The following is a 26,895-nucleotide window of genomic DNA, read 5'->3' as shown; positions in this document are numbered from 1 at the left end:
ATGCGCTATCGCTCGATCGATCTGAATCTGCTCGTGGTGCTGGACGCGCTGCTCGACGACCCCAGCGTCACGCGCGTGGCCGACCGTCTCAACGTAGGGCAACCCGCTATCAGCGCGATGCTGGCGCGTCTGCGCGAGCATTTTGGCGATCCGCTGCTGATTCAGGCGGGCCGCAAACTGGTCCTGAGCCCCGTCGCGCTCGAATTGAAACCGGCCGTGCAGGCATGGCTCGAACGCGCGCGCGTGCTGACATCGGCGAAACCGGGATTCGATCCGTCGCGCGCCGAACGGCGGTTTGCGATTGCCTGCTCGGAGATCGTGGCGGGCTTTCTGCTACCGCTCGTGAGCGCGCGCCTCGCGAAAGAAGCGCCGGGCATCAGCCTCAATGTGCGCACATTCAGCGCGTTTCGCGAAGCACGCGCGCCGGCCGTCGAAGCGCTGGAGCGGCAAGGACTGGATTTCGTGGTGCTGCCGGGGCTGTTCACGTCGGCGGATCATCCGCGCCGGCAGTTGCTGAGCGCGCCGTATCAATGTCTGGTGTGGCGCGGCAATCGCGCTGTGTCCGGCACGCGCGCGAAGCAAAAGCCGCTCGACGAAGCCGCTTTCTACGCGCTGCCGCATATCGTGCCGACCTTGCTGGACGGCAGCGTCATGACGATCGAATCCGACGATGCCTTGATTCATCGCGCGCAACGCGAGCGCGCCGTGCGCACCGAACATCTGCTGGCGATTCCCTTCGCCATCGTAGGCACGCCGTTGATTGCAACGCTGCCGTCTTTTGTTGCCGCGCGCTTCGCGGCGCGCGAACCGGAATTGCGCGTGATCGATTGCCCGATTGCCTTGCCGCCGCTCACCGAAGTCGTGCAATGGCAGCAGACGCGCGAAAACGACCCGGCGTATGCGTGGTTTCGCGACGTGCTGCTCGATTGCGCGAGTGAAATCGCGCCGGACGTCGTCGCCTGACATCACGATTCTCACGCTACGTACCGCACAAAACAAAACGCCATGCCGGCATAAGCGGCATGGCGTTTTCGTATCGGCGAATCGTTATTGACCAGGCGTCGTATTCGGCAATACGCCCCAGCCTTCGCGGCGCGCACGCGGCACAGCAGCCACCACGAGCACCGCGCACACGACAAGACTCATGACGCCCAGCCAGCCCAGCGATACACCGATGCTACCCGCCGCTTTCATCGCCCCAATCGCCACGGGCGCGCTGATGAACTGACCGAGAAAGAACGCGCACATCCAGATGCCGGTGCCGCGTCCGCGCAATTCGAACGGCAGACGTTGCAGCGCCATCGTCAGCAATACCGGCAGGACGAAACCGCCGCCGAGTTGATGGACCGAAGCGGCGATCACGTCCATCGTCGCGTCGCCGGTGCGGCCAAGCGCGATGAGACCCGCGCCCATCAGCAGAAACGGCAGACACACGATCGCATCGAGACGAATCCGCAGCGCCGCGCGGCGAAACAGAAACGCGCCGATCGGAATAAGAATGCTGGCGATCGAAATCAGAATGCCGATGGTGGCGGGCGAAGTGACGCCGTGCCCGGCCAGCACCGCGCCCATCTGCACGGGAATCAGATAGAACAGCAGCGAGCCGATCACCGTCAGCACGCCGTTGCTCAACAGGTTGCCCCAGGGAAAGCGCTGCGCCTGCGTGGTCTCGCGTGCGCGCGGCGCGGGCTCCCAGGTCAGCAGCAGCGTGAAGGCAAACAGCACGAGGCTCAGTGCGTACATGGCGAACGGAATGCGCCAGTTGTCGCGCCCGAGCACGCCGCCAAGCATGATGAAAGCGATACCCGATACCGACGCAATACCGGATTGCGCCGAAAGCCATTTCACACGCTCCGGGCCGGTGAAATAATCGCCCAGCAGCGTCGTGCTGCAGACCATGATGACGGCCTCGGCGAAACCCACGCCCACGCGGCTGGCGAGAATCTGCGGCAAGGTCTGGAGATAAAGCGGCGCGGTGCCAAAGAGCACGTACAGCAGCAGCGCGAAGAGATACGCGCGGCGACGGCCGATGCGGTCGGCCGCCACGCCAATCACGGGCGCGAGCAAAGCCACACACAACGAAGGCGCGGTAAGCGCCATCGGCACGAGGAAATCGACGCCGGGTGTGGTGGCGAATTGCGCGTGAAGGCTCGGCAGCAACGGGGCCATGACCACCGCGCCCATCACCGACATCGTCGATGCCACGCTCAGCACGAGGCCTTGCGCCGCGCCTGCAGTTCTGTTCGTCATACGTGTCTCCTTGAGGCCGCCTCGCGGCCTCTGACTTTTCTCATGAGTCTTTTCACGACTCTTTTCATGATCGATTCAAATCGACCGGACGGGCGAGTGTTCTTCGCACCCTTGCCCGCTCACCATCCTGTTCCAGCTTGCGCTTGCGTTCGCATGCGCGCGAATGCTACCAGCTTTGCATGTCGCGCCAAATCACGCCAGCGCCGCCTCCAGCGCAAGGCATTTTCGATCCTTGCCGACCAGCGTGAACGGCAGATAGCTGATACGCAGATGCTGTTCGACCTGGACGTCGTGACCGCCCTCGGGCGTCGCCTTGAGCGTCACGCCCGCCACATCGAGACGCGCGACTTCGCCGAAACCCCAGCGCGCGTCGTCCACCTTGCCGAGATCGGCGACGGCGAACGCGCCGTCCTCGACGTTCAGCGTCATGCGCTCGACCGGCACGGTTTCGCCGTCGATCGTCAGCGCGATCTTTTCCACCATCGAAAGACCGAGCGCGCGGTAATACGGCAAACGTAATTCCAGCGAAAAACCCGCTGCGGCTTCGTTTCCAGCGCGCGGACGCAAGCCGTTTTCGCAGATGATGTATTTGTCGAACATAATGAGTTGTCTCCTTACCTGAATGCCGAAGCCGGCCAAAACGGTTTAAGCCGCGACCGCAGCGATTGCAGCGTGCTGATCGAGCAGCGTTTCGAACATGCGATGCTGCCTGCGCACCTGTTCGATGCTGTCCACGTCGAACGCGTCCTGCACGTGGCGATTGCCTTCGTATTCGCTCGACAGATAGCCGTTGTAGCCGCCTTCGATCAGCACCGGAAGGATTTCGTCATAGGGAATGCTCGGCTCGATGCACTCGGGCGTCATCTCGTAGAACTTCGCGTGAATATGATGAATGCGCGGCATGAATTCGAGCAGGCGCCGCGGGTTCGACCAGATCGTGTGGCGCACGGTTTCGGCCATGGCCAGTTCAACCGGCGTACCGCCCATCTGGCGCACATCCTGCACGAGGTATTCGGAGAGAATGCGATCGTCGTAAGCGGCGCAGATGAAATCGGCGATCGTTGCGCGCGCACCCATCCGCACGAATCGGTCGCGCATGACACGCGGGTAACGCTTGACGAAGATCCCCATGTCGGGCATGAAGCCGATGTGCTGCGTGCCCAGACGCTCCATCGATTCCGCGTGACGCATGATCCACGGATGATCGAAATGCAGCGGCGAGTGCACTTCCAGCAGCATTTTCACGTCGTAGCGTTCGGCGGCGCTCACGCAGCGCGCGAGAATATGCGGTGAGACGCTCACGAGCACGCGCACGAAACGGCAACCCAGACGATGCGCATGGCGCAGGTCGGCTTCGATCGATGCCACGCATTCGTCATCGCTCAGGCGGCGATCGGGATAGCGTTTCGTGTCGAGAAAGAGATCGTGGCACACGGGCGTGAGGCCGTATTGCGCCATCCACTCGTGCCATTGCGCGTAGAACGCGTCGGCGGCGTGCGGTGCACGCGGAATCATCTGTTCACTGACGATCTCGATTCCATGAGCGCCGATTTTCGCCGCTTCGGCGAGGCAGCCTTCGAGGTCGAGCTTGAGCAGGAAAAACTCTTCCTGATAGCTGTAAAGGCTGATGCCGCGCTTGATCTGTGCGGGTGATGACATGCTGTCTCCGTCATTGTGTGAGCTGGTGACGGATTATTTAGTCATCGGCACGGCATTGAAAAATGATAATTTTCGCGCGTGAACTATTGAATTTCGTGATCGGTTTTGGGGACGCGATCCATGGCCGCGCGAGGCGGCGGCCATGCGGTTCTGCAATCAGTGCCAGCATGGAAAGCTGCGCGCCAATCCTTTCTGATCCGTTGCGGAAAGAAACCTTCCGTAAGGTTCAGTGAGGACTTCAGGCGCGCCATTCGCCGACTTTCCGCCCCGGTTCCCGCACCTCAGGGATGCGGCACGCCCGGCTTTTGCCCGCCTTCTGCGCGCGGCGGCTTGTTGGCGCGATCGAGATCTTCTTCGAGGCTGGCGTGGATCGTTGCGATGGCCGCTGCGGGGTCCGCCGGCTTCAGCTGTTCGCGAGCCAGGGCGTCATAGGCGAAGCGGCGCACCGCCGGATTGTGCGACTTGTCCAGCACCTCGTGATAGACCGCCACGATGTCGCCAGGACGCCCAGACAGGCTATACAGGCGGCGCAATTGCTCGAGATCGTTGATGACGTCGAAATCCGGGCCATGGAACGGAGGGACCTGCCCCATATCGCCGGCGAACATGGGCGCGTGATGGTCGGGCATCGGCGGAACCGGTTCGTCGGCGCGAACTTGCAGCGAGACGGCAGCCGAAGCGGCAATAGCGGCGATAACGATCTGTATTTTCTTCATGGCTGAATTCTCCTTGGCAAAGCACTGAAGCTCGTCGAGCGCTCGTACGATAAGCCCCGGTACTCACTCAAATCCAGCCTTGAAAATCCCGTCGCGTTACGGCCCGTTTCACAGGAAAGAATTAGCGGATGGCCTGCACCCGCCCCTTTTTTGCCAATTTACCGATTTGCCGCCCTTAAAACCCACGCGCAGTGAATTCATCTTCCTTTGGCACACCACGCCAGCGCATGACGTAACTCCAGAGTCCGCACGACCACGTTGCCGACAGCAGATAAAGCAGTTTCCACGCTAATGTGAATTAGTTCGTCACTGCCCGCATAGAAACGGCGCGTGACGGGAGAATCGTAGTGAATCCACGTGAGCATGCCCGGGCGATTCGCCGTAGAAACCCGGCTTAACCAAGGCAAGAAAACGAATCGTTCGAATCCAGACTGGCCGAATGCTCGAAGAACGACCAGGCAGTGACTTTTGCAGACGCGCCAGGCTTCGGTGCATCCCACATCACTTCGGTTCCGGCGGGCCAGGTCTTGTTTTTCCACTTGAGCGGATTCACCAGCAGCCCGGTATTCATATCCTGGGGCATGCGGCTGTTGCGGTCGATCACCAGACAATTGGTTTTCAACAGCGCACCGCCCGGCCCAATCGGCAAGGGATCGGCCACTTTGACGTTGAAAAACTCCGCGTGCAGCGTGCCTTCAGCGATCGTAGCGTTCGCGGGCAGCAAAAGACGGCCCGCAATCCTGTTGCCGTGCCCCAGCGTGCAACCGCTAAAGTGAAAAGGCGATTTCATGTCCAGATCGAAATGCTTGTCGGTGCTTCGGCTGAATTCGATTTCGTCCGTTGCATCGCAGGTCCAGCCCGCGATCGTCTGTTCGCCCGTCCCCGTGAAGGCAACCGAATAAGGCAAGACCGAATTCATTCCGGTCGCTGTCACGTCGAGCATGTTGACTGGATGGGGAAAACGGGCGTGCTTGAATGAATCGATTTCATAAGCCTCGATCAGATCCAGATGCGTACCGGCGGGCAACGTAAAGCCGTCGATTGTCTGATCGTGCTCCAGCGTAATATGACGCTCCGATTCCGGCGCGGTGACCGAGCGCCACGCACCGAACGCCGCCATGGCCATCACCAGTGTGGGCAGCGAGGCCAGCAACAGCAATGGCGTCGATACCAGCAGGCCGATGCGCAGTTTAGGCCTCAGCCCTACCCAGCGACGCACAGGCGGAATCACCGCGAGCAGCAGGCCGCCGACGATGAGTGCAAAAGTCGATAAAACCGAAAGCAGGATAATCGTGAACTGCGCGTTCGACCACACCGGAACTGCAATCAATTCATTCCCCTGCGTTCTGATTATCGATTGGGGAAGTGTATACCGGCGACCTTCAAGAGGAAGCGCTGTTTGAATTGAATGGCGCTCCCTTTGCGAAAACTATTCGCCGTGAATCAAGATTATTTATTTTGAATCGAATAGCGCCATTCTTTTTCGAGCGCGAGCCCGCCCGATCACTCAGGTTTTTTGCCGCGCAACTCAAGGCATCCTGTCACGAATCGCCAGCAACAGGTCGATATGCTTTTCGACCAGCAAGGGCACAGGTGACTCGCCATTCATCCAGCGTCCGACTGTGCGGCGGTCGTATCCGGCGTATTCGGCGAACGTCACCTGGGTCCAGCCAAGGCGTGCCAGTGCATAAGAAAGGTCTGCAGTCTTCATAGATTTGCGCAAAATGTCTCGTTGACTCCTTATAAGTCGGGACATTTTGTCATAACAGCAGAAAACACGCGATCACCGATCGAAACCGCAGCGCGCCAGCCGCTCAACCCGGTAGCACCGCAAGATCCAGCACCGATCCGCCATCCTTCACCGTCGCCAGCACGATATTCGAGTTGATGGCCATGACGCCGGGCGCGCGATGCAGGCGGTGAATCACGAAATCGGAATAGTGATCGAGGTCGCGCGCGCGCACGCGCAACACGTAATTGGACGTGCCCGTGACGATCTGCGCCGACACCACTTCGGGCCACGCCTGAATCGCCTCCGAAAAGCGCGCGTGCCAGTCGTCCTCCTCCGGCCGCATCGACACCTGCACCAGCGCCTCGAAACCCACGCCGATCGCCTTGGGCGCAATCACCGACCGATAGCCGACGATCACGCCCCGCTCCTCCAGGATCTTCACGCGCCGCAAACAGGCCGAAGGCGAGAGTTTCACCGCGTCTGCGAGATCCTGATTGCTGATGCGGCCATCCTTCTCCAAAACGCGCAAAATGCGCATGTCTGTACGGTCCATAGGTGGTCAGCAGACTCATTCAAGAATTGTGGAAATATTCGCAGACTCTACCACGCCACAAGCAAAAGACGCACGATAAACGAAGCATATTTTATTTCCTCCTCTATAACATGCTCGCAATAATTCGACGAAAACCACAAGGATTCGAGCATGTTTCACCACGTCAACGCCTACCCCGGCGACCCGATCCTGTCCCTGTTCCAGGACTTCCAGCGCGACCCGCAAGCGCGCAAGGTCAATCTGAGCATCGGCCTGTTCTACGACGAAAACGGCGCCATTCCCGTGCTGGAAAGCGTGCGCAACGCCGCCGCGCGCATCGCCGCGCAGGGCGCGCCCCACACCTACTTGCCGATGGAAGGCTCGGCGCCGTTTCGCGAGGCCGTGCAGCGCGTGGTGTTCGGCGAGGCCTGCGCGGCCGTGCGCGAGCGCCGCGTCGCGACCTTGCAGACGCTTGGCGGTTCGGGCGCGCTGCGTCTGGGCGCGGAGTTCATCAAGCGCTATTTCCCCGATAGCGCGATCTGGATCAGCGATCCGAGCTGGGACAATCACCGCGTCCTGTTCGCGGGCGCGCAGATCGAGGTGCACAGCTATCCGTATTACGACGCGGCCAGCAACGGCATCCGTTTCGACGCCATGCTCGCCACGCTCGAAACACTGCCGGCGCGCAGTTTCGTGCTGCTGCAACCGTGTTGCCACAATCCCACCGGCCTCGATCTCACGCGCGAACAATGGCGCGCCGTGATCGCCTGCGTGCAGGCGCGCGGCCTGATTCCGTTCATCGACATGGCGTATCAAGGTTTCGGCGACGGCCTCGACGACGATGCCTGGGCGATCCGCGCCATGAGCGATGCGGGCGTGGCCTTTCTCGTCAGCAATTCGTTCTCGAAGAATTTTTCGCTCTATGGCGAGCGTTGCGGCGGGCTCTCGGTCGTCTGTTCGAGCGAGCAGGAAGCCACCCGCGTGCTCACGCAGATGCAGGCGGGCGTGCGCCGCGCCTATTCGAGCCCGCCGCTGTTCGGCGCGCAACTCGTCGCTCAGGTGCTGGGCGACGCGCAGCTTTACGCGCAATGGGACGCCGAAGTGGCGGCCATGCGCGCGCGTATCAAGTCGATGCGCACGGGCCTGCGCGACCGCCTGCGCGATGCGCTGCCGGGCCGCGCCTTCGACTACCTCGTCGAGCAGCGCGGCATGTTCAGTTACACCGGTCTGCGCGCGCACGAAGTGGATGCGTTGCGCGAACGTTTTGGCGTCTATCTGTTGCGCTCGGGGCGCCTGTGCGTCGCCGGACTGAACGCCAGCAATCTCGACTACGTGGCCGAAGCGATGGCCAGCGTGCTCGCACCGCAATAACGCGCACCACGCGACACCCCAAAAAACACAAGGAGGAGAACCCATGCCCGATACGATCGAGACCGGCTTGCCCAATCCCGGCCAGCCGTTTTCGTGGGCCACGCGTGCCGGCGGCCTGATGTTCACCGCGCACGGCCCGATGGATTCCAGCGGCGCCATTGCCGGCGAGGACATCGTCGCGCAGACGCGCCTCACGCTCGCCAATCTGGAACAGGCCGTGAAGGCCGCGGGCGCGCAATTGAGCGATGTCGCCCAGGTGCTGATCTATATGGCCAATGCCGCCGACATGCCAGCCATCGACGCCGAATACCGCCGCTTTTTCAGCGCGCCGTGGCCCAATCGCACCAGCGTGGCCGTCAAGGGCTTCGCGCATCCGGCCATGCTGATCGAACTGGTGGCCTATGTCGGGCTGCCGTCTGCGGCGACACCCACGCGCTAGCAATCGCACCACGCAGCGCTTGTTCTACAAAAACTAAACGACCACCCATCGGAGTTCCCAGTTGAAGACTTTCATCAAGTTAGCAGTCCCTGGCGTACTGAGCGCCGCCACGCTCGCGGCCTCGGGGAGCGCGCAGGCGCAGAGTTCGGTGACGCTCTACGGCATCGTCGATCAAAGCCTGCGTTACACCACGCACGCCAACGCGAACAACGACAGCAGCGTGCAGCTCACCAACGGCGCGATCACCAATAGCCGCTTCGGCTTCAAGGGCGCCGAAGATCTCGGCGGCGGCCTGAAGGCGATCTTCCAGCTCGAAAACGGCTTCGAGCCGCAAAACGGCAAGACCGATTCGAGCCTGCTGTTCGGCCGCTATGCGTACGTCGGGCTCGAATCGCAGCTGGGCACCATCAAGCTCGGCCGCCAGGCGACCGAAGGCTTCAACCTGTTCGGCGATCTCGATCCGCTCACGGTCGCCAATTACAGCGCCAATATGTGGCCGTATTTCCTGACCCAGGCGCGCGCGAGCAACGTGGTCAGCTACAGCGGCAACTTCGACGGCCTCGCCGTGGGCGCGAGCTACGGCTTCGGCGGCCAGGCCGGCGACATGAGCGCGGATTCGTACTGGGGCGTGCGCACCGCCTACACGCGCGGCGCGCTGATGGTGGGCGCGGTCTACCAGAACGTGCGCGACGCCAACGCGCGCTCGCAGCAGATGTGGGGCGCGGCGGCCCGTTATGCGATCGGCCCGGCCACGGTGTTCCTCGGCTATATCGGCGGCAACGACGCCACCGGCGTGGTCGACAGCGAGTTCCTCAACGACAGCAGCCGCAGCGTGCAATACGGCTCGTTCGCCGATCATCCGCGCAAGGACACCATCGGCTTCTCGGGCGTGGCGTGGCAGGTCTCGCCAGCGGTGAGCGTCACCGGCGCGTTCTACTACGACACGATCCGCGACGTGAACGGCATCGCCGGCAACAGCGGCAAGCGCTACACCGGCGTGCTGGAATCGGAGTACGCGCTGTCGAAATCGACCCAGGTGTACGGGAGCGTCGATTACAACAAGGTCTCGGGCGGCGCCGTCACCGAGTTGCCGGGCAGCAACAATCAGTTGGGCGCAGCGGTCGGCCTGCGTCACATGTTCTAATCATCCATCGCGCAGGGCATGCGTAAAATGCGGCGCGGCGCTGCATGACAGCCGCCGTGCCGCTCACGATTTCGTTTGTTTCAGACACGCAGGGAGCGTCCCTAGATGACCACGCAAGACCCGTTTCAGAAGATCGTCCAGCGCGAGCACGGCTTGCGCCGCACGCTGCGCGCTTCCCAGCTTTCGATGATCGCCATCGGCGGCGCAATCGGCACCGGCCTGTTTCTCGGCAGCGGCTTCGCCATCAGTTTCGCGGGGCCGAGCGTGCTGCTCAGCTACGCGATCGGCGCACTCATCTCGCTGTTGCTGATGGGCTGCCTCGCCGAGATGACGGTGGCCCATCCCACTTCGGGTTCGTTCGGCGCCTATGCCGAGCACTACGTCAGCCCGTGGATGGGCTTTCTCGTGCGCTACAGCTACTGGGCCTGCATCGTGCTGGCGGTCGGCACCGAAGTCACGGCCATCGCGCTCTACATGAAATACTGGTTGCCGGCGATGCCAGGCTGGGTCTGGATTCTCGCGTTCTCCAGCGTGCTCGTGCTCGTCAACGCGCGCAGCGTGAACCTGTTCGGCTCGGTGGAATACGTGTTTTCGGTGGTGAAGGTGTGCGCCATCATCGGCTTTATCGTGCTGGGCGTGTACGTGGTATTTTTCAATCCGCAGCTGGTGGCGGGCACGCATGACGGCCAGGTCACCGGGCCGGCGAGCTTCGCGCACTACACGGCCGATGGCGGCTTCTTCCCGAAAGGCCTGTGGGGCACGTGGGTTGCGGTGATCGTGGCGATCTTCAGCTACCTGAGTATCGAAATGATCGCGGTGGCCGCCGGCGAAGCCGAAGATCCGCAGCGCGCCGTCACCCAGGCGTTCCGTCTGACCGTGGGCCGTCTCGTGCTGTTCTATATCGTGACGCTCGCGCTGATGCTCGCCATCGTGCCGTGGACCGCGGCGGGCAAAGACCAGAGCCCCTTCGTCAAGGTGATGGAAGCCGTGCACGTGCCGGGCGCCGCGGGCGTGATCAACTTCGTGGTGCTGATCGCGGCGCTTTCGGCGATGAACAGCCAGCTCTATATCACCACGCGCATGATGTTCAGCCTCGCGCGCGCCGGCCACGCGCCGCGCCGTCTCGGCGAACTCAGCGCGCGCGGCGTGCCGGTGGCGGCGCTGCTGCTGTCCTGCGCGGGCATCGCCATCGCGACGGTGCTGAGCGTGCTCTATCCCGACGCGTCGTTCACGATCATGATGGCGATTTCGATGTTCGGCGCGCTCTTCACCTGGGCGATGATCTTCGTCACGCATCTGTTCTTCCGCCGTCACTGGAAGCGCTCGGGCCGCGCGCTGCCGTCGTTCCGCATGCGCGGCTTTCCGGTGCTCACGCTGCTGGGCGCAGCGCTGACGATCGGCGCGGCGCTCACCACGCTATTCACGCCGGAATTCCGTATGACGATGATTTTCGGCGTGCCCTTTCTTGCCTTGCTGAGCCTCGTGTATTTCGTGTTTTATCGGGGCGCGGCGCAGGTGGGCAGCGTTGGCGAAGCGGCAACCGAATAGTGCGCGAATAGATGGCGGGCATGGACATCGTCCGCTATTGCGCATGAACTGCACGCGCCGTGACCGGCGCGTGCATGAAGGGAAGCGGAGAACAACAGAAAGGAACGCCGGGCGACGTTCCGTTTACTGGCTGAAAAGGCCCATCACCTCGTCATACAGCGCTCGCGCGCTTCGAAACGGCGCTGCGAAGGCAGCCTTGCACCTTGATCGACGATCGCGTCGAACAGGCTTTCGGCGCGCGCCTGGCCAGCGGCATGGTCGCTGCCCAGAAAGCGCTGCGGGTCGATGGCGATCACCAGTTCGCCGTGACAGGGGCTCGCGCCCGCGCCATCGTCGAAGGCCTGCGACTCCATGCTGGTGAGATCGCCGATCAGCGCGCCCGCGAGCAATTCCACCATCGCCGCCAGCGCAGAGCCCTTGTGGCCGCCGAAGGTCTGCATCGCGCCGTCCAGCGCGGCGCGCGCATCCGTGGTGGGCTGGCCGTCGCGGTCGATGGCCCAATGCGGCGGAATCGGCTTGCCTTCGCGCGCATGCAATTCGATATCGCCGCGCGCAATCGCGCTGGTGGCGAAATCGAATACGAACGGATGACCTTGCGCGCGCGGCCACGCGAACGCGATCGGGTTGGTGCCGAACACGCCGCGCGTGCCGCCTGCAGGCGCGACCCAGCTATGACTGGGATTCATCGCGAGACCCACGAGACCTTGCGCAGCGATCGTTTCCACCTCGGGCCAGAGCGCCGAAAAATGGAAGCAGCGATTGATCGCCATCGCCGCGATGCCTTGCGTGCGCGCTTTTTCGGCGAGCCTGGGCAGCCCCGTTTCGAACGCCAGCAGCGAAAAACCGTAGTGCGCGTCCACGGCCAGCACGCCTGGCGAGACATCGCGCACAGTCGGCTCCGCACGCGGATCGACCTTGCCGGAGCGCACCGAACGCACGCAACCGAGCAATCGATACAGACCGTGCGAATGGCATTCGTCGCGCTGCCCCTGCGTGATGACGCGCGCGATCGCTTCCGCGTGCGCCGCCGACACGCCATGCAGCACGAGCGCGCGGCGCGCCAGGTCGAAGAGTTCGCTCAGCGAGAGCGCGACGTCCTCAGCAGGTTCAGCCATGCCGCCTGGCCTCGCTCTCGGGCGCGCCGTTCACGCGTCGCGCCAGATGCTGCGGATTGTCGTCACGCAGCGCGCCCGGCAACAGTGCGTCCGGCCAGTCCTGATACGACACCGGGCGCAGGAAACGCTCGATGGCGCGACTGCCCACCGACGTCGTGCGCGCATCCGACGTCGCCGGGAACGGGCCGCCATGCACCATCGCATGCCCGACTTCCACGCCCGTGCCAAAGCCATTCGCCAGAATGCGCCCGGCCTTGCGTTCGAGCGTGGGGATCAGCGTGGCGCAGGCATCGCGATCGGCGGCGTGCGCCGTGTCCAGATGCACGGCAATGGTCAACTGACCTTCGATCGACTTGAGGACTTCGTGCAGTTCGTTCAGGTCCGCGCAACGCACGATCAGCGATGCCGGACCGAAGACCTCTTCGTGCAGCGCCGCGTTCGCAAGGAAGTTTTGCGCGGACGTTGCGAACAGCGCGGCCTGAGCGTCATATGGTCCGCCCGTCGCACCGCTCGCCAGTTTTTCGACCTGCGGCGCGGCTTCCAGACGCTGCACGCCACGGCAATAGTTTGCGTGGATGCCGGGCGTAAGCATCGTTTGCGCGGCGGTGTCGGCCAGCGCCGCACTCGCGGCCTGTTCGAACGCGCGCAGCGCGTCGCCTTGCACCGCCAGCACCAGACCCGGATTCGTGCAGAACTGCCCCGCGCCCAGCGTGAGCGACGCGGCGAATTGCTTGCCGATCTGCGCGCCGCCAGCGCCTGCGGCAGCAACACAACGGGATTGATCGCGCTCATTTCGGCATAGACCGGAACCGGTTCGGCGCGCGCGTTGGCGATCTTCATCAGCGCTACGCCCGCCGCGCGCGAGCCCGTGAAGCCCACCGCCTTGATCCGCCGATCCGCAACCAGCGCCTGCCCGATTGCAATGCCGCCATCGAACAGCAGCGAGAACACGCCTTCGGGCAGACCGCATTGCGCCACGGCACGCTGGATCGCGCGCCCGACGAGTTCCGACGTGCCCGGATGCGCGCCGTGCGCTTTCACCACCACGGGACATCCCGCCGCAAGCGCCGAAGCCGTATCGCCGCCGGCTACCGAAAAAGCCAGCGGGAAATTCGATGCGCCGAACACCGCCACCGGCCCAAGCGCAATATTGCGCAGACGCAGGTCCACGCGCGGCATCGGCTTGCGTTCCGGTTGCGCGGGATCGATACGTGCATCGACGTAATCGCCCTGGCGCAGCAGATTGGCAAACAGCTTGAGCTGGCCGATCGTGCGGGCGCGCTCGCCTTCGAGGCGCGCGCGCGGCAGGCCGGTTTCGGCCATGCAGCGTTCGATCAGCGCATCGCCAATCGATTCGATCTGTTGTCCTATCGTTTCCAGAAATGCAGCGCGCGCTTCGAGCGAAGTCTCGCGATAGCGATCGAATGCTGCCTCTGCCAGAGCGCAGGCGCGCTCCAGATCATTGGCATTCGCGCTGCCGAACTTCGGTTCGAGCGCTTCGCCCGTGCGTGCGTTTACGCCTTGAAAAAAGCCGTCGATTCCACTCACGCTTGCTGCGCCGATCAACGACTGGCCGGTAATAGTCATAGTGCTTCCTGCAAAAGAATTGAATGCGATGTCGCGATGCGCGGCGTTACTGGTCGTCATCGTCGAGACGCAGCTTGCTGGCCGGCACGCCCGTATTGGCGCCCCAGTAGTAAATAACGAGGCTCGCGATCGCCACGGCGATGGTGTCGAACGGATGCGCCAGCGTGCCGACACCGCCAAAACTGCCCTGCCACGACAGCACGATCATCACGGCGTAAAACGCAATCAGCCACAGCGACGAACGCACCTGTTCCGCGAGACTCAGATCGCGCGTCGGCACGAAACGCCCTGCTGCAAGATAGATCACGAACATGACGATCTGCAGACCCAGCAGCCACGACACCGTGCTCCAGCCCGACCAGTAGACGATCAGCGCGGCGATCACGAACGACACCGGACCGACGATGCCAAAACGCCCCACGCGAAACGGACGCGCCATATCGGGCGCATTGCGGCGCAACGCCGCGACGGAGATCGGCGCGACGGCGTAGCTGAGCACGAGCGCCGCCGACACCACGTTGATCAGCGCTTCCCACGAAGGAAACGGCAGTGTCCAGAATACGGCCAGCGCGAACGTGAGCCACAGACCCGGGCGCGGAATCCCCGAAGCCGCATCGACACGCGTAAACACGCGGAAAAACGTGCCCGTCTTTGCCCACGCATACACCACGCGCGGCGTGGCGTTCATGTAGATGTTGCCGCAACCGCTCGGCGAAATCGCCGCGTCGGCCACCACCATATAGGCGAGCCAGCCCACGCCGAGCGCCAGCGCGATGTCGCGATACGGCAGCGAAAACGCCTTGCTCACGCCGTCCCAGCCGCTCTTGAGGATATCGGTCGGAATGCTGCCGATAAACGCCAGTTGCAGCAGCACGTAAATCAGCGTGGAAAGCAGCACGGAAAGAATCAGCGCAATGGGAATCGTGCGTTGCGGATTACGCACTTCGCTCGCCACGGAAATGATCGGCGTGAGACCCAGATACGCGAAGATGATGCCGCCCGCCGACACCGCCATTTCAATGCCCGAAAGACCGAACGGCGCAAAGCCTTGCACGTGCAGATTCGCGGGTTTGAAAAACGTGAACAGCACGCCGATCACCGAAAGCGGCACGATAAATTTGAAAATGCTGATGAGGTTATTCGCGCGCGCAAAGGTTTTTACGCTCGAATAATTGAGCCGGAAAAACAGGCCGAGCAAGGCGAGTTGAACGAACCATCCCACCATCGTCGGATTGCCCGAACCCGGTTGGCTCAGCATCGGAAACCAGGCGGCCGCGTATTGGCGCGCGGCAACCACTTCAATCGCAATCAGGCTGGAAAACGCAATCAGCGTGACAAAGCCCATCAGATAGCCAAGCAAGGGACCATGCGAATACACGGGATATCGCACCACGCCGCCCGCACGCGGCAAGGCAGCGCCCAGTTCGCAATAGACGATGCCGAGCAGCAGCACCGCGAAGCCGCCAATCAGCCAGGAGACGATGCCAGCCGGTCCGGCGATGGCCGAAACATGGCTCGCGGCGAACAGCCAGCCCGATCCGAAGATCGCGCCCAGGCCGATAAACGTGAGGTCCGTCAGCGACAGTTGTTTCTTGAAGCGGCCTTCTCCGGCCTGTTCATATGCGGCAGCCGATGTGCCGTCGCCAACCGGCAGCGGACGGGATAAATTGCCTTGACTGGACATAGTCGAGTCTCCTGATTTGGGAATTAGCGCTTGAGCGTTTGCCTGCTGCATCGACATGCAGAAGCAGAACGTGAACGAGGTATGCGCTTTGACGTGCTATGAATGACGCGCAATTGCGCACGTGTGAACACGCAGGGCGGCGAGCGCGCTGCCTGACGTCAGATCACAGAAAGATGGGGACTTGCCGCCACGGCGCGCGAGTGTGACGCGCGGCGGAATGCAGATATCTAAGGGCGGAAAACACGCTGCCCGATGGGATAACGTTACGGCTCACAGTGCCAGGCTCCTTCGTTGAATACATCGCGCCAGATCAGCAACGATGCGAAGAAGTATCGCTATCCATATTCTCTTCGGCTTGAGGGCTTTCGCACCTCAGCGTGACGAATTCGGCACAATCGCCGTTATCGACTCATGCAAACAAATCACGCGCGCAAGCGCTATCGGTGAGAACACTTAGAAAATTGCGCGCGGAATTTGCAGGGTCGAACAATCGTTTTTGAATGCGTTATTGATCGGATGGCGCCGCTTGCGGATGCAGCAACGCGCGATATTGACTCGGCGTAATACCCACCGTCGCCTTGAATTGACGCGTGAATGCGCTGTGATCGTTGTAGCCGCAACGTGTAGCGATATCGGTAATGCTCGAATCGCTTGCAAGCAGTTCCGATGCTGCATCGAGCCGCGTTTTCAGCAGCATCTGGCGCGGCGTGAGATGAAAAACTTTATGGAAATAGCGCTCGACCTGCGCCACCGACATATCGATGAGCGCCGCGAGATTCGAAAGCTTCAGCGGCTGCGCGTAATTGTCCTGAATGTATTTCGCTGCGATAGCCACACGCTGATACGCCGGATGCGTGCCTTCCGCCGCGCGCAGATCGCGCGAGATACCGGCCACGCCCAGCACACGCCCTTGCGCGTCCTGCAGCGGCACCTTGGAAGTGAGGCACCAGCCAGGCTGCCGGCCCGGATAAAGATGCAGTTCGAGCTGATCGATCAGGCGGCTGTTGTCGCGCACGACCGCTTCGTCCTGTTCGGTGTAAATGCGGCCGAAACGCGAAGGAAACGCCTCGGCAGCGGTTTTGCCCAGCAGCGCACGCCGATCCTTATAACCGCAGCGCGCCGCCAGTGTTGCATTGACGATCACATAGCGCGCTTCGTGATCCTTCACGAAGAAGACCACGTCGGGCATCGCGTCGAACAGCGGTTCGAGCAGCGAGAAATGCGCCACCATCTGGGCGAGCGTCTGCGGCGGCGTCGAGTGTCCGCTGGCAGCGGGCGTGAGCAGGTCGTGCATGGCAATGCGTGGCGAGTCGGGATCGGCTCGATTATGCCTTCGTCGCCGCCGCTTGCACACCTGCAAAGAAATACGGGCGACGCTTTCGCATCGCCCGTTCAGCCGTTTCAACTTTGCGCCTGCACGCTGGTTTGCACCGCCATCAGCGTGCCGATACGTGCGGGCGAGAACGGCGGGCGCAGGCCATTGCGCGACCAGCCCAGGCAAAACGCCGCCGCTTCACCGCAGATTTTTCCCTGGCACGGCCCCATGCCGCAGCGCGTGTGCAATTTGGCATCGCGCCACGTGCGATGTTGCGCGGCATCGGCGAAACGGACGTCTTCGCAACGGCATAGCACCGTGTCCGGCGTGGCGAGGCCGCGCAATTGCGGATCGAGCGCGAAGGCCTCGTGCATACGCGCAGCGAAGTTGCGGTAACGCTGGCGCTCGGCAAAATGCGCACGCGCCTGCGCGACGTTGCCAAGCGCCGCATACGCCGCGATCAGCCCTTCGACAGCGGACAATTCCATGCCGCCCACGCCCGTGCATTCGCCTGCTGCGTAGATATCGGTTTGCGAAGTGGCTTGCAACTCGTCGACTGCAATCGACAGTACGCCTTGCATTTCGTCGATATCGCAGCCGAGCGCCGTACCCAACGTGGTATTCGGCACCAGCCCGAAGGCACACGCGAGCCGGTCGCAATCGATCTGCGTCTGCTTGTGCCCTTGCTGCACCGTCACCCGGGTGAGTTTGCCGTCGCCCTCCGCCGCGCTCACGTGTGCGCCGCACAGATACGGCGTCGCACGCAGGTCGAAACGCATGCGCGCGGCCTGCACGAGCTTCGCGGGCGTATGCACGAGCGACGCCGCGAAGCCGCGCACCGCATGCGCCGGCGCCTGCTCGACGATGGCCGCCACCTGTGCGCCCTGTTCGCGCGCGGTCACGGCAGCCGCCCACAACAGCGGGCCCGTACCGGCAATCACGATGCGCTCGCCGCGCACGGGCATGCCGCCCTTGATCAGCGCCTGCAAACCGCCCGCCCCTGTCACGCCGGGCAAGGTCCAGCCGGGATACGGCAGAAAGCGTTCGCGCGCGCCGCTCGCGACAATCAGCTTGCGGTAGCCGATCGCATAGCCACGCGAAGCATCTTCCACGAGCAGTTCACGGGGGCGCAGCGCCTGCACGACGCGCGTGCCGCCCAGACGCGTAACATTCGCCGCTTGCGCAATCGCTTCGATTGCCTGGCGTGCGCGCCCTTTGGGCGCATATTGCGGGCCCTGCCGCCAGATCTGGCCGCCGGGCAACGCATTGTCGTCGACGATGCCGACTTTCGCGCCCGCCTGTGCCGCCACGCTCGCGGCGTGCAAACCCGCAGGCCCCGAACCAATAATCAGGATATCGAAATTCATGATTCAGACCTTGCTGTCCTGATGTTCATTCCTTCGGCGCAAAGCGTCTGACATGCCAGCCGATGGCGCACGCCATCGATCGTCACGCGGCATTCCTGACACACGCCCATGCCGCACAGCGGGCCGCGCGGCGCGCCGCTCACCGACTCGCGCGTGACGATGTCCGCCGTGCCGCTCGCCTGCGCGATCGCCGCGATGACCGAACTGCCGTGCGCGACCCGCACGCTGCGTCCATCGACGTCGAGGGTCAACAGATCAGCCATGGCTCACTCCCCTCACATCCATCGTTTCGAAGCGCGCGGGCTGGTACGGCGCCGGGTCGATCGGCAAACCATCGCCTGAGTTCAGCATTTGCGCAGCGATCAGCTTGCCGGTCGCCAATGCGGTGGTCACGCCCAGACCTTCGTGCCCCGTTGCGAGCCAGGTCGAGCGGTGGCACGTATCGTTCGCAAATTGCGCGGCCGGGCCGATCAACGGCAAGCCGTCGCTGGTGGCAGGCCGAAAGCCCGTCCACGCGCGAATGGCGTTGAGCGTTGGCAAGGCGGGCAGATACTCGGCGGCGCGGCGCAGCATGCGCGCAAGAATCTCCGGTTCGATGGCGGGATCGACACTGTCGAATTGCCGCGACGAGCCGATCAGAATCTGCCCGGTCGGACGCGGCTGCACGTTGAACGCAACCGACGTGCCGCTCGCGTTATGCGCGCTCTTGATATAGCCGAGTTCGAGTATCTGATGGCGGATCGTGCCGGGATAGCGATCGGTAATCAGCAGATGGCCTTTCTTGGCCTGCATTGGCAAACCCGGCAGCAACTCCACCGACTGAAGCCCGTTGGCCAGCAACACGGCACCGGCCGCGAGCGCCTCGCCGTTCGCGAGCACCACGCCTTCGCGGGTCACGCGCACAACCTGCGTATCGAGCCTGCAGGTCACGCGGCCCTTGACTGGTTGCGCGAGCAACCATGCTGCGGCGGCAGGCGCGTAGACCACCGCGTCGTCGGGGAGGATCATGCCGCCGCGCAAGCCCTCGCGCAGTTCGGGCTCGGCTTCGCGCACCTGCTGGGCGTCCAGCAGCGAACACGCCACGCCGGCCTGCGCAAGCGCCTGCTGGCGTGTTTGCGCGAGTTCGTATTCTTCGTCGTCGACGGCGACCCAGAGCGTGCCGCAACGCACGAACGCCTCACGCTCGCTCAGGCGCGGCGCAAGTTCGAGCCACAGATCGCGCGACCACGCCGACAATGCAAACTCGGCCGGCGAATCGTCCATCAGAACGAGGTGGCCCATGCCCGCCGCCGTCACGCCGCCGCCCACGCCTGCGCGATCGAGCACCAGCACGTCCGCGCCCTGCTGCGCCAATTCGTGCGCGCAGGCAGCGCCGACGATGCCCGCGCCCACCACGATCACATCCGGGCTCGAATACAGCGGCTTGCTCACGCGCGGATGCCCCATGCGAAAGGATCGTCGGCGGCGAAAATCAGCTTCGCTTCGGCGCTCACGTGAGCCGTGCCGCGAATGCTCGGGCGCACGTAGTTGCGCGCTGTATTGCCTGCATCGCTCGCATCGACATACGGCGCGTAGCTCGCTTCGAACACGCTGCCGATGATGCTTTCCTGCCGCCACGTCGCGCCCGCGGCGAGATGCGCGTCCGCCGCCAGGCAAGCGATCTTCGCGCTCGTGCCGGTGCCGCACGGCGAGCGGTCATAGGCCTTGCCGGGGCACAGCACGAAGTTGCGGCTGTCGAGGCCCGGCGTGGTGGAATCGGCGAGCAGTTCGATGTGGTCGATATGCGCGCCGCCTTCGCCGGTGATGCCATTGGCTTCGAGCGCGGCGCGAATCGCCCACGACACGTCGGTCAGCGTTTCGACGTTGGCGAATTCGAGCTTTTGACCGTGATCGGCGACGAGGAAAAACCAGTTGCCGCCCCATGCGATATCGCCGTGCACGCGACCGAGGCCGGGCACATCGAGCGGCACTTCCGTGCGATAGCGATACGCGGGCACGTTGTGCACGGTGACGCTGCCATCGGCGTGCAATTCGGCTTCGACCACGCCAACCGGCGTTTCGATCCGATGCACGCCCGCCTGAATGCGACCCATATGCGCAAGCGAAACGATCAGCCCGATCGTGCCGTGTCCGCACATCCCCAGAAAGCCGACGTTATTGAAGAAAATCACGCCTGCCGAACAGCTCGGATCATGCGGCTCGCACAGCAACGCGCCGACCATCACATCCGAGCCGCGCGGTTCGTTGACCACACCGGCGCGCACATGATCGAAATCGCGGCGGAAGATTTCAAGCCGCTCGGCGAGCGGGCCGCGGCCCAGATCGGGGCCGCCTTCAACGACGAGCCGCGTAGGCTCGCCGCCGGTATGGGAGTCGATAACGGTAATGGAGTTCATGTCGACAATCCTAGGCATCGGCCGTCAAGCCGTCTTGTTCGAACGGGCCCACCGCGATGACGATTTCAGCATAGCGCACGAACGGCGCAGCAACGGGCGAAGTGCCCGCTACACGCCCTGCAGTGTGCGAGTGGGGAATCGAAAAGTATGGGGAATTCACGGCGGGCGCCGATGGAAACATCTGAAGAAGGAAGCGCGTGCGCGGCGGTGCGTCTATGCACCGCCGCGATTCAAACCAGTTACTTCGTGCCCACCGTCTGCAGCGGCTTCCACGAACCGTTGACGACCTTGTACACCGTCACGCCGCCATACTTCAGATCGCCATATTGATCGTAGGCGAGTTCGCTGGTCGTGACGCCCTTCATGTTCGTCGCTTTCAACGCGGTGAGAAAGACATGCGGATCGGTGGAATCGGCTTTCTTCATCGCATTGAATACGGCCATCGTGCCGTCATAGGCATAAGGCGCGTACAGTTCGACCGGCTGGTTGAAGCGCTTCGCGTAACGCTCGCCAAACGCCTTGCCGCCCGGCATCTGCGCAAGCGGGCTGCCTTCCGATGCCGCAAGCGTGCCTTCCGAAGCCTCGCCCGCGACCTTGATGAGGTTATCGGACTGCAGCATGTCGGGGCCGATCAGCACCGATTTGATCGCCAGCGAACGCATCTGTTTGAGCATCGGCGCGGCCTGGGTATCGGCGCCGCCGTAGAAGACCGCATCGGGATTCACGGACTTGATCTTGGTGAGAATCGCGCGGAAATCCACGGCCTTGTCGCTCGTGTATTCTTCGTCGACGATGGTGGCGCCCGCGGCCTTCGCCGCCTTGGCGAACTCTTCCGCGACACCTTGCCCATAGGCCGTGCGATCGTCGACGATCGCAATACGCTTGAATTTAAGGCCCTTCACGGCGAAGTCGCCGAGCACGCTGCCAAGCTGCGTATCCGAAGTCAGCAAACGGAAGGTGGTGGGCAAACCCAGACGCGTATAAGTGGGCGACGTCGCCATGGCGATTTCAGGCGTGCCGGCTTTGGCGTAAATCGGCGCGGCCGGAATGCTGGTGCCCGAGTTGTAGTGGCCGATCACGGCCACCACGCCGTCGTCCACGAGCTTTTGCGCGACCGTCGTGCCGGTGCGGGGATCGGCCTGATCGTCCTGCGCGTCCAGCACGAAATGCACGGGCTTGCCGCCGATAACCGGATTCGTGCCATTCATATCTTCGATCGCCAACTGCACGCCGCTGCGGAAATCCGCACCGTAATGCGCCTGGCCGCCGGTGAGGGGCGCTGCAAAACCGATCTTGATGTCGACCGGTGCCGCGGCATAGGAGCAGGTTGCGCCGGCCAGAAGGCCCGTGACTAACGCAGTGGAGATGACCGTCCGTTGGAATTGCATTGTTCTCTTGCTCCTCGATAGTGGATAACCCCGGTACCCGCAACCTTGCTGGTGTGGTGGGCACTTGCCTCTCGTTTTCCGGCTTGACCGGTGGTTGGCTGAAGCAATATAAGATTCCAAAAATCGAGGAGTCTTGAGGAAAATCGACAGTGAAAATGCAGAAATCGGCATAGTGCCTGGCACGCGCAACGCTGTGCTTTCTTCCCGCAAAACTCACTGCTTGTTCACTGCCTGTTCAGCGTTTTTTTAATAGCATCGATAAACAAAAAAAGCGCCCTGTCAAAAGGGCGCTTTCTCATACTTCATTGCTGCGTTGCTGCATTGCCTGCGTGAGGCAGGCGTTCAAGCCTCAGGCATTCACTTCCTTCGACCAGCCCGCGTACCAGCTACGGAACAACTCATACTGCGTTTGCGCATAACGGCGTTGCGCTTCGCTCAGCACATCGGTTTCATTGAAGTGCAGCGTATATTCCTTATCGCCATTCAGGACCATCAGATACTTGTAGTACAGCACCAGATCGGTTCCTTCGTCGAACGACGACAGCACGGCCAGCGCCGCTTCCAGCTCACGCGCCTGACGACGCGCCGTGACATCGCCCTTCGCGGCCTTGCGGCACAAATCGACCAGCTGCAGCACTTCGCGCGGCAGCGCATTGCCGATGCCGGTGATCGCGCCCGTGGCGCCGCAGTTGACGAAGCCATGGAACACCTGGGTGTCGACGCCCGCCATCAGCGTGACGCTGTCGTCCTGGCTGGTGATGTGCTCGGCGGCGTAACGCATATCCGCCGCACCGCCAAACTCCTTGAAGCCGATCAGGTTCGGGTACTTGGCGCGCAGTTCGAAGAACAGATCGGCGCGCGTGGCGAAGCCATAGTACGGGCTGTTGTAGATCACGGCGGGCAGCGCCGGAGCCGCTTCGAGAATCGCGGCGAAGTGCGCCTTCTGCGCCGCAGCCGACGCACCGCGCGAGAGCACGCGCGGAATCACCATCAGGCCGCTGGCGCCCACTTTCGCGGCGTGCGCAGCATGAGAAACCGCTTCCTTCGAGTTGACGGCGCCCGTGCCGACGATAGTCGGAATGCCGGCCGCCACCAGACGCGCGACGCCTTCCTGACGTTGCGCTTCGGTCAGCAGCGGCCAGTCGCCCATCGAACCGCAGTAAACCACCGCCGACATGCCGATATCGATCAGCTCGCGCCCCTTGGCGACGAGCGCGTCGAAATCCGGCGTGCGCGCTGCCGTGCACGGGGTCATGAGGGCCGGAATCGTACCCGTGAAGATGTTGTTGCTCATGATGTTTCTTTGGGTCCTGAATGAGTGTGAAGCCGCTTATCGGGTTTGCTTGTTGGGTTCGCTTTGGGCTATATCCGTGCAGAACACGCCATCGCTGCGAGTGCGCCGTGCGTCGTGCGCCGTGCATCGGTCAGGCCGGTTGCATCGATCGTGTTCATGCCGATAATCGTAGGCAACCGGCGCCTGGCCGTCTTGTTCCCGTAGCCCGGCTGCGATGACGATTTCCGCATAGCGCTCCGGCCGCGCCATTTCGGTGCAGGCTGGCTCGCCCTTCGCGGCGGGCAGGACGCAGGCGCGCCACCTGTTAAAATGACCGGTCGTCAGCCTTGAATTCCCTCAGCCAAAACACATGAAAAGCAGTTCGAAGGGCGGCCTCGTTTATTCCACGGAAAGCGGGCGGATGTGTCCCGAATGCAGGCGTCCCGTTGCGGAATGCATCTGCAAAACGATCGCCAGAACGAAACCAGCAGGTGACGGCGTCGCGCGGGTATCGCGCGAAACCAAAGGCCGGGGCGGCAAGAGCGTGACCATCGTGAAAGGACTCGCGCTCGATCCAATGGCATTGGCCGTTTTAGGCAAACAGTTGCGTACGGCCTGCGGCTCGGGCGGCACCGTCAAGGACGGCACGATCGAAGTCCAGGGCGACCATTGCGAGCGCATCGTCGAAGAACTCAAGAAGGCCGGTCATAGCGCGAAGCGGGCCGGAGGATAACGGACTGGATTGACGGCGAGTACCCTGCTCCGTCAAAGACTCACTGGCGGCCAGGGCCGGATATCGCGCATCCGCATCGGCCACGGCCAGCACGCTCTGGTCATGCCGGATCGGCACATTCACTATTTATCCGCATGAAAAGCGGCGCGTGGCGTACCCCAGTACAGCGGTACCGCGACGCCATCATGCTGAAGAGAAACACATGAAGAAAGGCAAACCCAAACTCACTCGTCTCGATGCCGAACGGCTTTTCGAGGGACTTCCCGCGAGCGTCACGAAAACGTCGAGCCGACCGGAAAACCCATTCGAAGCGAATCCGTCCAAGGAATCGAATCCGTTCAGGGAAACGAAACTCGAAGCAAAACGCGCCGACGACGAATCCACGCTCTGGAAAGACAACCTCGTCACGCTGCCGAAAGCGATTGAATTGCCCGCGAGTTACCCGTCGGTATCGGCGATGCGCGAAGCCATGGTCCGGGCGTGGCGCGTGAGATGGGTTCGGGAAGAAAACCATTCGGTGGTGGCCGAATTCCCGGAAGGATGGGCAGCGGTGCGTCCGCCGAGCGGTCCGATCCAGCTACGCGACGCCGCTGGCGTGATCCGCGCGCTGTATGGCTGGGCCGAAGACGCCGAACTCCGCGTGCTGCCCCGCTACCTCGTCGAGGCGCAGGCGAACAGCACGACGGGGCTGGGCAGCCTGATCGTCCGCGATCGCGAAAGCAACCGGATTCTCGAACGTTCGTCGACCTGGTCCGCTAAAACGGGTACCAATCATCCGGACTGGAACAAACTGTCGATGTGGCTCGACACGAATTATCCGCATCATCTGGACCCGCTGCGGTACTGGAAGGATTGCGAAGACAATAGCCAGTAAGGCGATCGTCGACGCGGGGTTTTATGCGGCGCGTTTATGCGTCGCGTTTATGCGTCCTTCAACCAGGGCATTTCCACCGGCGACACCACGAGTTGCTGCCCTTCCCGCTCCAATTCGAAAATGAATCCCACCAGGATCATGGAATCGGCGTAAGGAATGGGGAATACGTGCGGATTGTCGGCCGTCAACAGACGGCGCGTGGGCGTGGCTGCGGAGCTCGCCGCGTTTGCGCGCACGCTTTCCAGCTCGTCGGCCATCGCCGGGCCACTGAGTTTCGTGACGCGGCTGCGCAGCTCGGTAAACGGCTCGATGCGCGCGGCGTCTTCGTTGTACTCAGGCACTTCATAGATAAACCAGCTCATGGGTCTCTCCCTGCGAAAAAGGCGGCCATTCTAGCAGTGGGTTTTCTCGTAGTCTCGCGCATCTCAACGGCAAGCTTAGTCCGCCGTTAATGGCCCTGGCGCGCCACCGATCCGCCGCTCAATAAAAACACCGCGAGGCGCAATTTTGCGCCTCACGGTGTTGTCCATCTGTTAGCTTTTTCCAGCCGCACTGCCAACCCTGCGCGAATCGAAGATTCGCCGGGTGTGGATTCAGAGACGTCAGACCGTTAGTCGCATTATCGATACGCACGCAGTGGGTGTTCTACCGCCCGCGTCACGCATCAGAAGTTGTGCAGCACGCCCACGCGCGCATTCCCCTGCCAGCTCACCTGCGACGGGGCAAAGTCGTAAGCCGTCACGGGGTCCACGCCCGACGACGCCTTCAGATAATCGACCGACGCGTAGATCTGCGTACGCTTGGACAGGCTGTAATACGCACCCAGGCTCACCTGATGCCATTTATGGCCCTCGAACCGCGTGTGCTGATACGCGAGCGCCGTCAGCAGCGCGGGCGTCGCCTGCCACGTCACGCCGCCCTCGTAGACCTGCATCACCGTCGCATCGCCCTGATACTTGAGGCGCGTATTCGTCATGTTCGCGATCAGCGAAACGTCGCCGATCGCATAGCTCGCGCCAACCCCAAGCGTCCCCAGCGAATCGAGTTCGAACGATTCCTGCACCGGCGTCACGACATCGCCTTCACGCGTGACGACGGTGCGGCCCATAAAACTGCGCAAGCCCATCGCCGCGTACGGATCGAAAGTCGTGCCCGCGAGATAGGTGTACGTCACCGCCGCCGTGAAGGGCCCATGGTCGTAAAACACGCCGCTGCTCCACGCGCTGCCCTTGTGGAATTCGCCCGCGGTATTGCTGAACGCGTACATCGCAATCGCCGATAAACCATGAAAATCCGGCGAGCGGTATTTCACCGAGTTGTCGAGCCTATCGCCGAGCGTACGGTCCAGATCGCCCTGGTGAAAGCCGTAACCCGATGCGATCGCGGCCACGTTGTAGTCCCACGCGAAATCGGTGGTCGCGTCGTACTGGCGCCCGAACGTGAGCGTGCCATAGGGCGAACTCAGGCCCACATACGCTTGACGTCCGAACATCAGGCCGCCCTGCCCGAGCGAACCGTTGTCGAGGCTAAAGCCGTTTTCGAGCTTGAAGACGGCCTTCATGCCGCCGCCCAGATCTTCCGATCCGTCGAGGCCCCAGCGGCTGCCGCGATAAACCCCGCTTTCCATGCGCACGTTATGCGCGCCGCCTTCGTTGTTGACGACGGTCATCCCTTCATCGAGGATGCCGTACAAGGTCACTGTGCTTTGCGCATGGGCGAGCCCCGCCATCGACGCCGCGACCGCGGCGAGCGCTATTTTGCCTTTCATTGCG

General features: G+C 62.6%; 25 protein-coding genes and 1 pseudogene. 7 read left to right on the top strand and 19 right to left on the bottom strand.

The window, feature by feature from the left end:
* A complete protein-coding gene (locus tag G3N59_RS09030) occupies positions 1 to 963 on the top strand; it encodes a LysR family transcriptional regulator (protein WP_205982212.1) in 963 nt (320 codons plus the stop codon).
* Between the two features lie 84 nt (positions 964 to 1,047).
* Here the strand turns inward: G3N59_RS09030 and G3N59_RS09025 are convergent, their stop codons facing one another.
* From G3N59_RS09025 to G3N59_RS08995, 7 genes are all read right to left on the bottom strand, one after another.
* Positions 1,048 to 2,250 carry an MFS transporter gene (locus tag G3N59_RS09025; protein WP_205982210.1) on the bottom strand — a complete coding sequence of 401 codons (1,203 nt, stop codon included), beginning with the start codon at positions 2,248 to 2,250 and terminating at the stop codon, positions 1,048 to 1,050.
* A 192-nt stretch (positions 2,251 to 2,442) separates the two neighbouring features.
* On the bottom strand, positions 2,443 to 2,850 hold the full coding sequence (locus G3N59_RS09020) for a DUF6379 domain-containing protein (RefSeq protein WP_205982208.1): 408 nt from the start codon (positions 2,848 to 2,850) through the stop codon (positions 2,443 to 2,445).
* 45 nt (positions 2,851 to 2,895) lie between these two features.
* A complete protein-coding gene (locus G3N59_RS09015) occupies positions 2,896 to 3,909 on the bottom strand; it encodes a TIM barrel protein (protein WP_205982206.1) in 1,014 nt (337 codons plus the stop codon).
* A 281-nt stretch (positions 3,910 to 4,190) separates the two neighbouring features.
* The gene (locus G3N59_RS09010) at positions 4,191 to 4,625 is read right to left on the bottom strand and encodes a hypothetical protein (protein WP_205982205.1); all 435 of its coding nucleotides are present in this window, start codon (positions 4,623 to 4,625) and stop codon (positions 4,191 to 4,193) included.
* Between the two features lie 394 nt (positions 4,626 to 5,019).
* A complete protein-coding gene (locus G3N59_RS09005; RefSeq protein ID WP_205982204.1) occupies positions 5,020 to 5,955 on the bottom strand; it encodes a hypothetical protein in 936 nt (311 codons plus the stop codon).
* Between the two features lie 198 nt (positions 5,956 to 6,153).
* Positions 6,154 to 6,336: a helix-turn-helix domain-containing protein gene (locus tag G3N59_RS09000; RefSeq protein ID WP_205982203.1), complete on the bottom strand. Its 183-nt coding sequence runs from the start codon at positions 6,334 to 6,336 to the stop codon at positions 6,154 to 6,156.
* 103 nt (positions 6,337 to 6,439) lie between these two features.
* Positions 6,440 to 6,910, bottom strand: a complete 471-nt coding sequence (locus tag G3N59_RS08995; RefSeq protein WP_205982202.1) for an Lrp/AsnC family transcriptional regulator — start codon at positions 6,908 to 6,910, stop codon at positions 6,440 to 6,442.
* Between the two features lie 150 nt (positions 6,911 to 7,060).
* Between G3N59_RS08995 and G3N59_RS08990 the strand changes: the two genes are divergently transcribed.
* The 4 genes from G3N59_RS08990 to G3N59_RS08975 all read left to right on the top strand — a co-directional run bounded on the left by G3N59_RS08990 (position 7,061) and on the right by G3N59_RS08975 (position 11,391).
* Complete coding sequence (locus G3N59_RS08990; protein WP_205982201.1) at positions 7,061 to 8,260, top strand: amino acid aminotransferase; 1,200 nt, start codon at positions 7,061 to 7,063, stop codon at positions 8,258 to 8,260.
* 43 nt (positions 8,261 to 8,303) lie between these two features.
* Positions 8,304 to 8,699 (top strand): RidA family protein, encoded by a 396-nt coding sequence (locus G3N59_RS08985; protein ID WP_205982200.1) that lies wholly within the window; start codon positions 8,304 to 8,306, stop codon positions 8,697 to 8,699.
* Between the two features lie 61 nt (positions 8,700 to 8,760).
* On the top strand, positions 8,761 to 9,843 hold the full coding sequence (locus G3N59_RS08980) for a porin (protein WP_205982199.1): 1,083 nt from the start codon (positions 8,761 to 8,763) through the stop codon (positions 9,841 to 9,843).
* A 105-nt stretch (positions 9,844 to 9,948) separates the two neighbouring features.
* Positions 9,949 to 11,391, top strand: coding sequence for an amino acid permease (locus G3N59_RS08975; protein WP_205982198.1), 1,443 nt, complete (start codon positions 9,949 to 9,951; stop codon positions 11,389 to 11,391).
* Between the two features lie 143 nt (positions 11,392 to 11,534).
* Here G3N59_RS08975 and G3N59_RS08970 read toward each other — a convergent pair whose 3' ends face one another.
* The 10 genes and pseudogenes from G3N59_RS08970 to G3N59_RS08925 form a co-directional block, all read right to left on the bottom strand.
* Positions 11,535 to 12,506, bottom strand: coding sequence for an Ldh family oxidoreductase (locus G3N59_RS08970; RefSeq protein ID WP_205982197.1), 972 nt, complete (start codon positions 12,504 to 12,506; stop codon positions 11,535 to 11,537).
* A pseudogene (locus tag G3N59_RS08965) lies at positions 12,499 to 14,093 on the bottom strand (aldehyde dehydrogenase (NADP(+))). Before G3N59_RS08965 ends, G3N59_RS08970 begins: the two are co-directional and overlap by 8 nt.
* Positions 14,094 to 14,139: 46 nt before the next feature.
* On the bottom strand, positions 14,140 to 15,777 hold the full coding sequence (locus G3N59_RS08960) for an APC family permease (RefSeq protein WP_205982196.1): 1,638 nt from the start codon (positions 15,775 to 15,777) through the stop codon (positions 14,140 to 14,142).
* Between the two features lie 505 nt (positions 15,778 to 16,282).
* Positions 16,283 to 17,071, bottom strand: a complete 789-nt coding sequence (locus G3N59_RS08955; RefSeq protein WP_241023283.1) for an AraC family transcriptional regulator — start codon at positions 17,069 to 17,071, stop codon at positions 16,283 to 16,285.
* Positions 17,072 to 17,178: 107 nt separating this feature from the next.
* Positions 17,179 to 18,459 (bottom strand): FAD/NAD(P)-binding oxidoreductase, encoded by a 1,281-nt coding sequence (locus tag G3N59_RS08950; protein ID WP_205982195.1) that lies wholly within the window; start codon positions 18,457 to 18,459, stop codon positions 17,179 to 17,181.
* Positions 18,456 to 18,722, bottom strand: a complete 267-nt coding sequence (locus G3N59_RS08945; protein WP_205982194.1) for a (2Fe-2S)-binding protein — start codon at positions 18,720 to 18,722, stop codon at positions 18,456 to 18,458. Before G3N59_RS08945 ends, G3N59_RS08950 begins: the two co-directional genes overlap by 4 nt.
* Positions 18,715 to 19,905, bottom strand: coding sequence for an FAD-dependent oxidoreductase (locus tag G3N59_RS08940; RefSeq protein ID WP_205982193.1), 1,191 nt, complete (start codon positions 19,903 to 19,905; stop codon positions 18,715 to 18,717). The genes G3N59_RS08945 and G3N59_RS08940 overlap by 8 nt, the downstream gene beginning before the upstream one ends.
* Positions 19,887 to 20,864, bottom strand: coding sequence for a 4-hydroxyproline epimerase (locus tag G3N59_RS08935; protein WP_346777868.1), 978 nt, complete (start codon positions 20,862 to 20,864; stop codon positions 19,887 to 19,889). The genes G3N59_RS08940 and G3N59_RS08935 overlap by 19 nt, the downstream gene beginning before the upstream one ends.
* Before the next feature lie 230 nt (positions 20,865 to 21,094).
* Entirely contained in the window at positions 21,095 to 22,243 is a 1,149-nt protein-coding gene (locus tag G3N59_RS08930) for a branched-chain amino acid ABC transporter substrate-binding protein (RefSeq protein WP_205982192.1), read from the bottom strand.
* Positions 22,244 to 22,592: 349 nt separating this feature from the next.
* Positions 22,593 to 23,537, bottom strand: coding sequence for a dihydrodipicolinate synthase family protein (locus tag G3N59_RS08925; protein WP_205982191.1), 945 nt, complete (start codon positions 23,535 to 23,537; stop codon positions 22,593 to 22,595).
* A gap of 349 nt (positions 23,538 to 23,886) precedes the next feature.
* On the opposite strand from G3N59_RS08925, the gene G3N59_RS08920 reads away from it, so the two are divergent.
* Both G3N59_RS08920 and G3N59_RS08915 read left to right on the top strand, forming a co-directional pair.
* On the top strand, positions 23,887 to 24,249 hold the full coding sequence (locus tag G3N59_RS08920) for a translation initiation factor Sui1 (RefSeq protein WP_205982190.1): 363 nt from the start codon (positions 23,887 to 23,889) through the stop codon (positions 24,247 to 24,249).
* A gap of 202 nt (positions 24,250 to 24,451) precedes the next feature.
* Complete coding sequence (locus G3N59_RS08915) at positions 24,452 to 25,123, top strand: hypothetical protein (RefSeq protein ID WP_205982189.1); 672 nt, start codon at positions 24,452 to 24,454, stop codon at positions 25,121 to 25,123.
* A 47-nt stretch (positions 25,124 to 25,170) separates the two neighbouring features.
* On the opposite strand, the gene G3N59_RS08910 is transcribed toward G3N59_RS08915, so the two are convergent.
* On the bottom strand, positions 25,171 to 25,485 hold the full coding sequence (locus tag G3N59_RS08910; protein ID WP_205982188.1) for a helicase: 315 nt from the start codon (positions 25,483 to 25,485) through the stop codon (positions 25,171 to 25,173).
* A 302-nt stretch (positions 25,486 to 25,787) separates the two neighbouring features.
* On the bottom strand, positions 25,788 to 26,891 hold the full coding sequence (locus tag G3N59_RS08905; protein ID WP_205982187.1) for a porin: 1,104 nt from the start codon (positions 26,889 to 26,891) through the stop codon (positions 25,788 to 25,790).
* Between the last annotated feature and the right edge of the window lie 4 nt (positions 26,892 to 26,895).

Source organism: Paraburkholderia sp. Ac-20340, assembly GCF_017104965.1.
In the GTDB taxonomy this organism is placed as follows: Bacteria; Pseudomonadota; Gammaproteobacteria; order Burkholderiales; family Burkholderiaceae; genus Paraburkholderia.
Note: the sequence above shows the minus strand (reverse complement) of the source record. Positions and strands in the feature narration are given on the sequence as shown.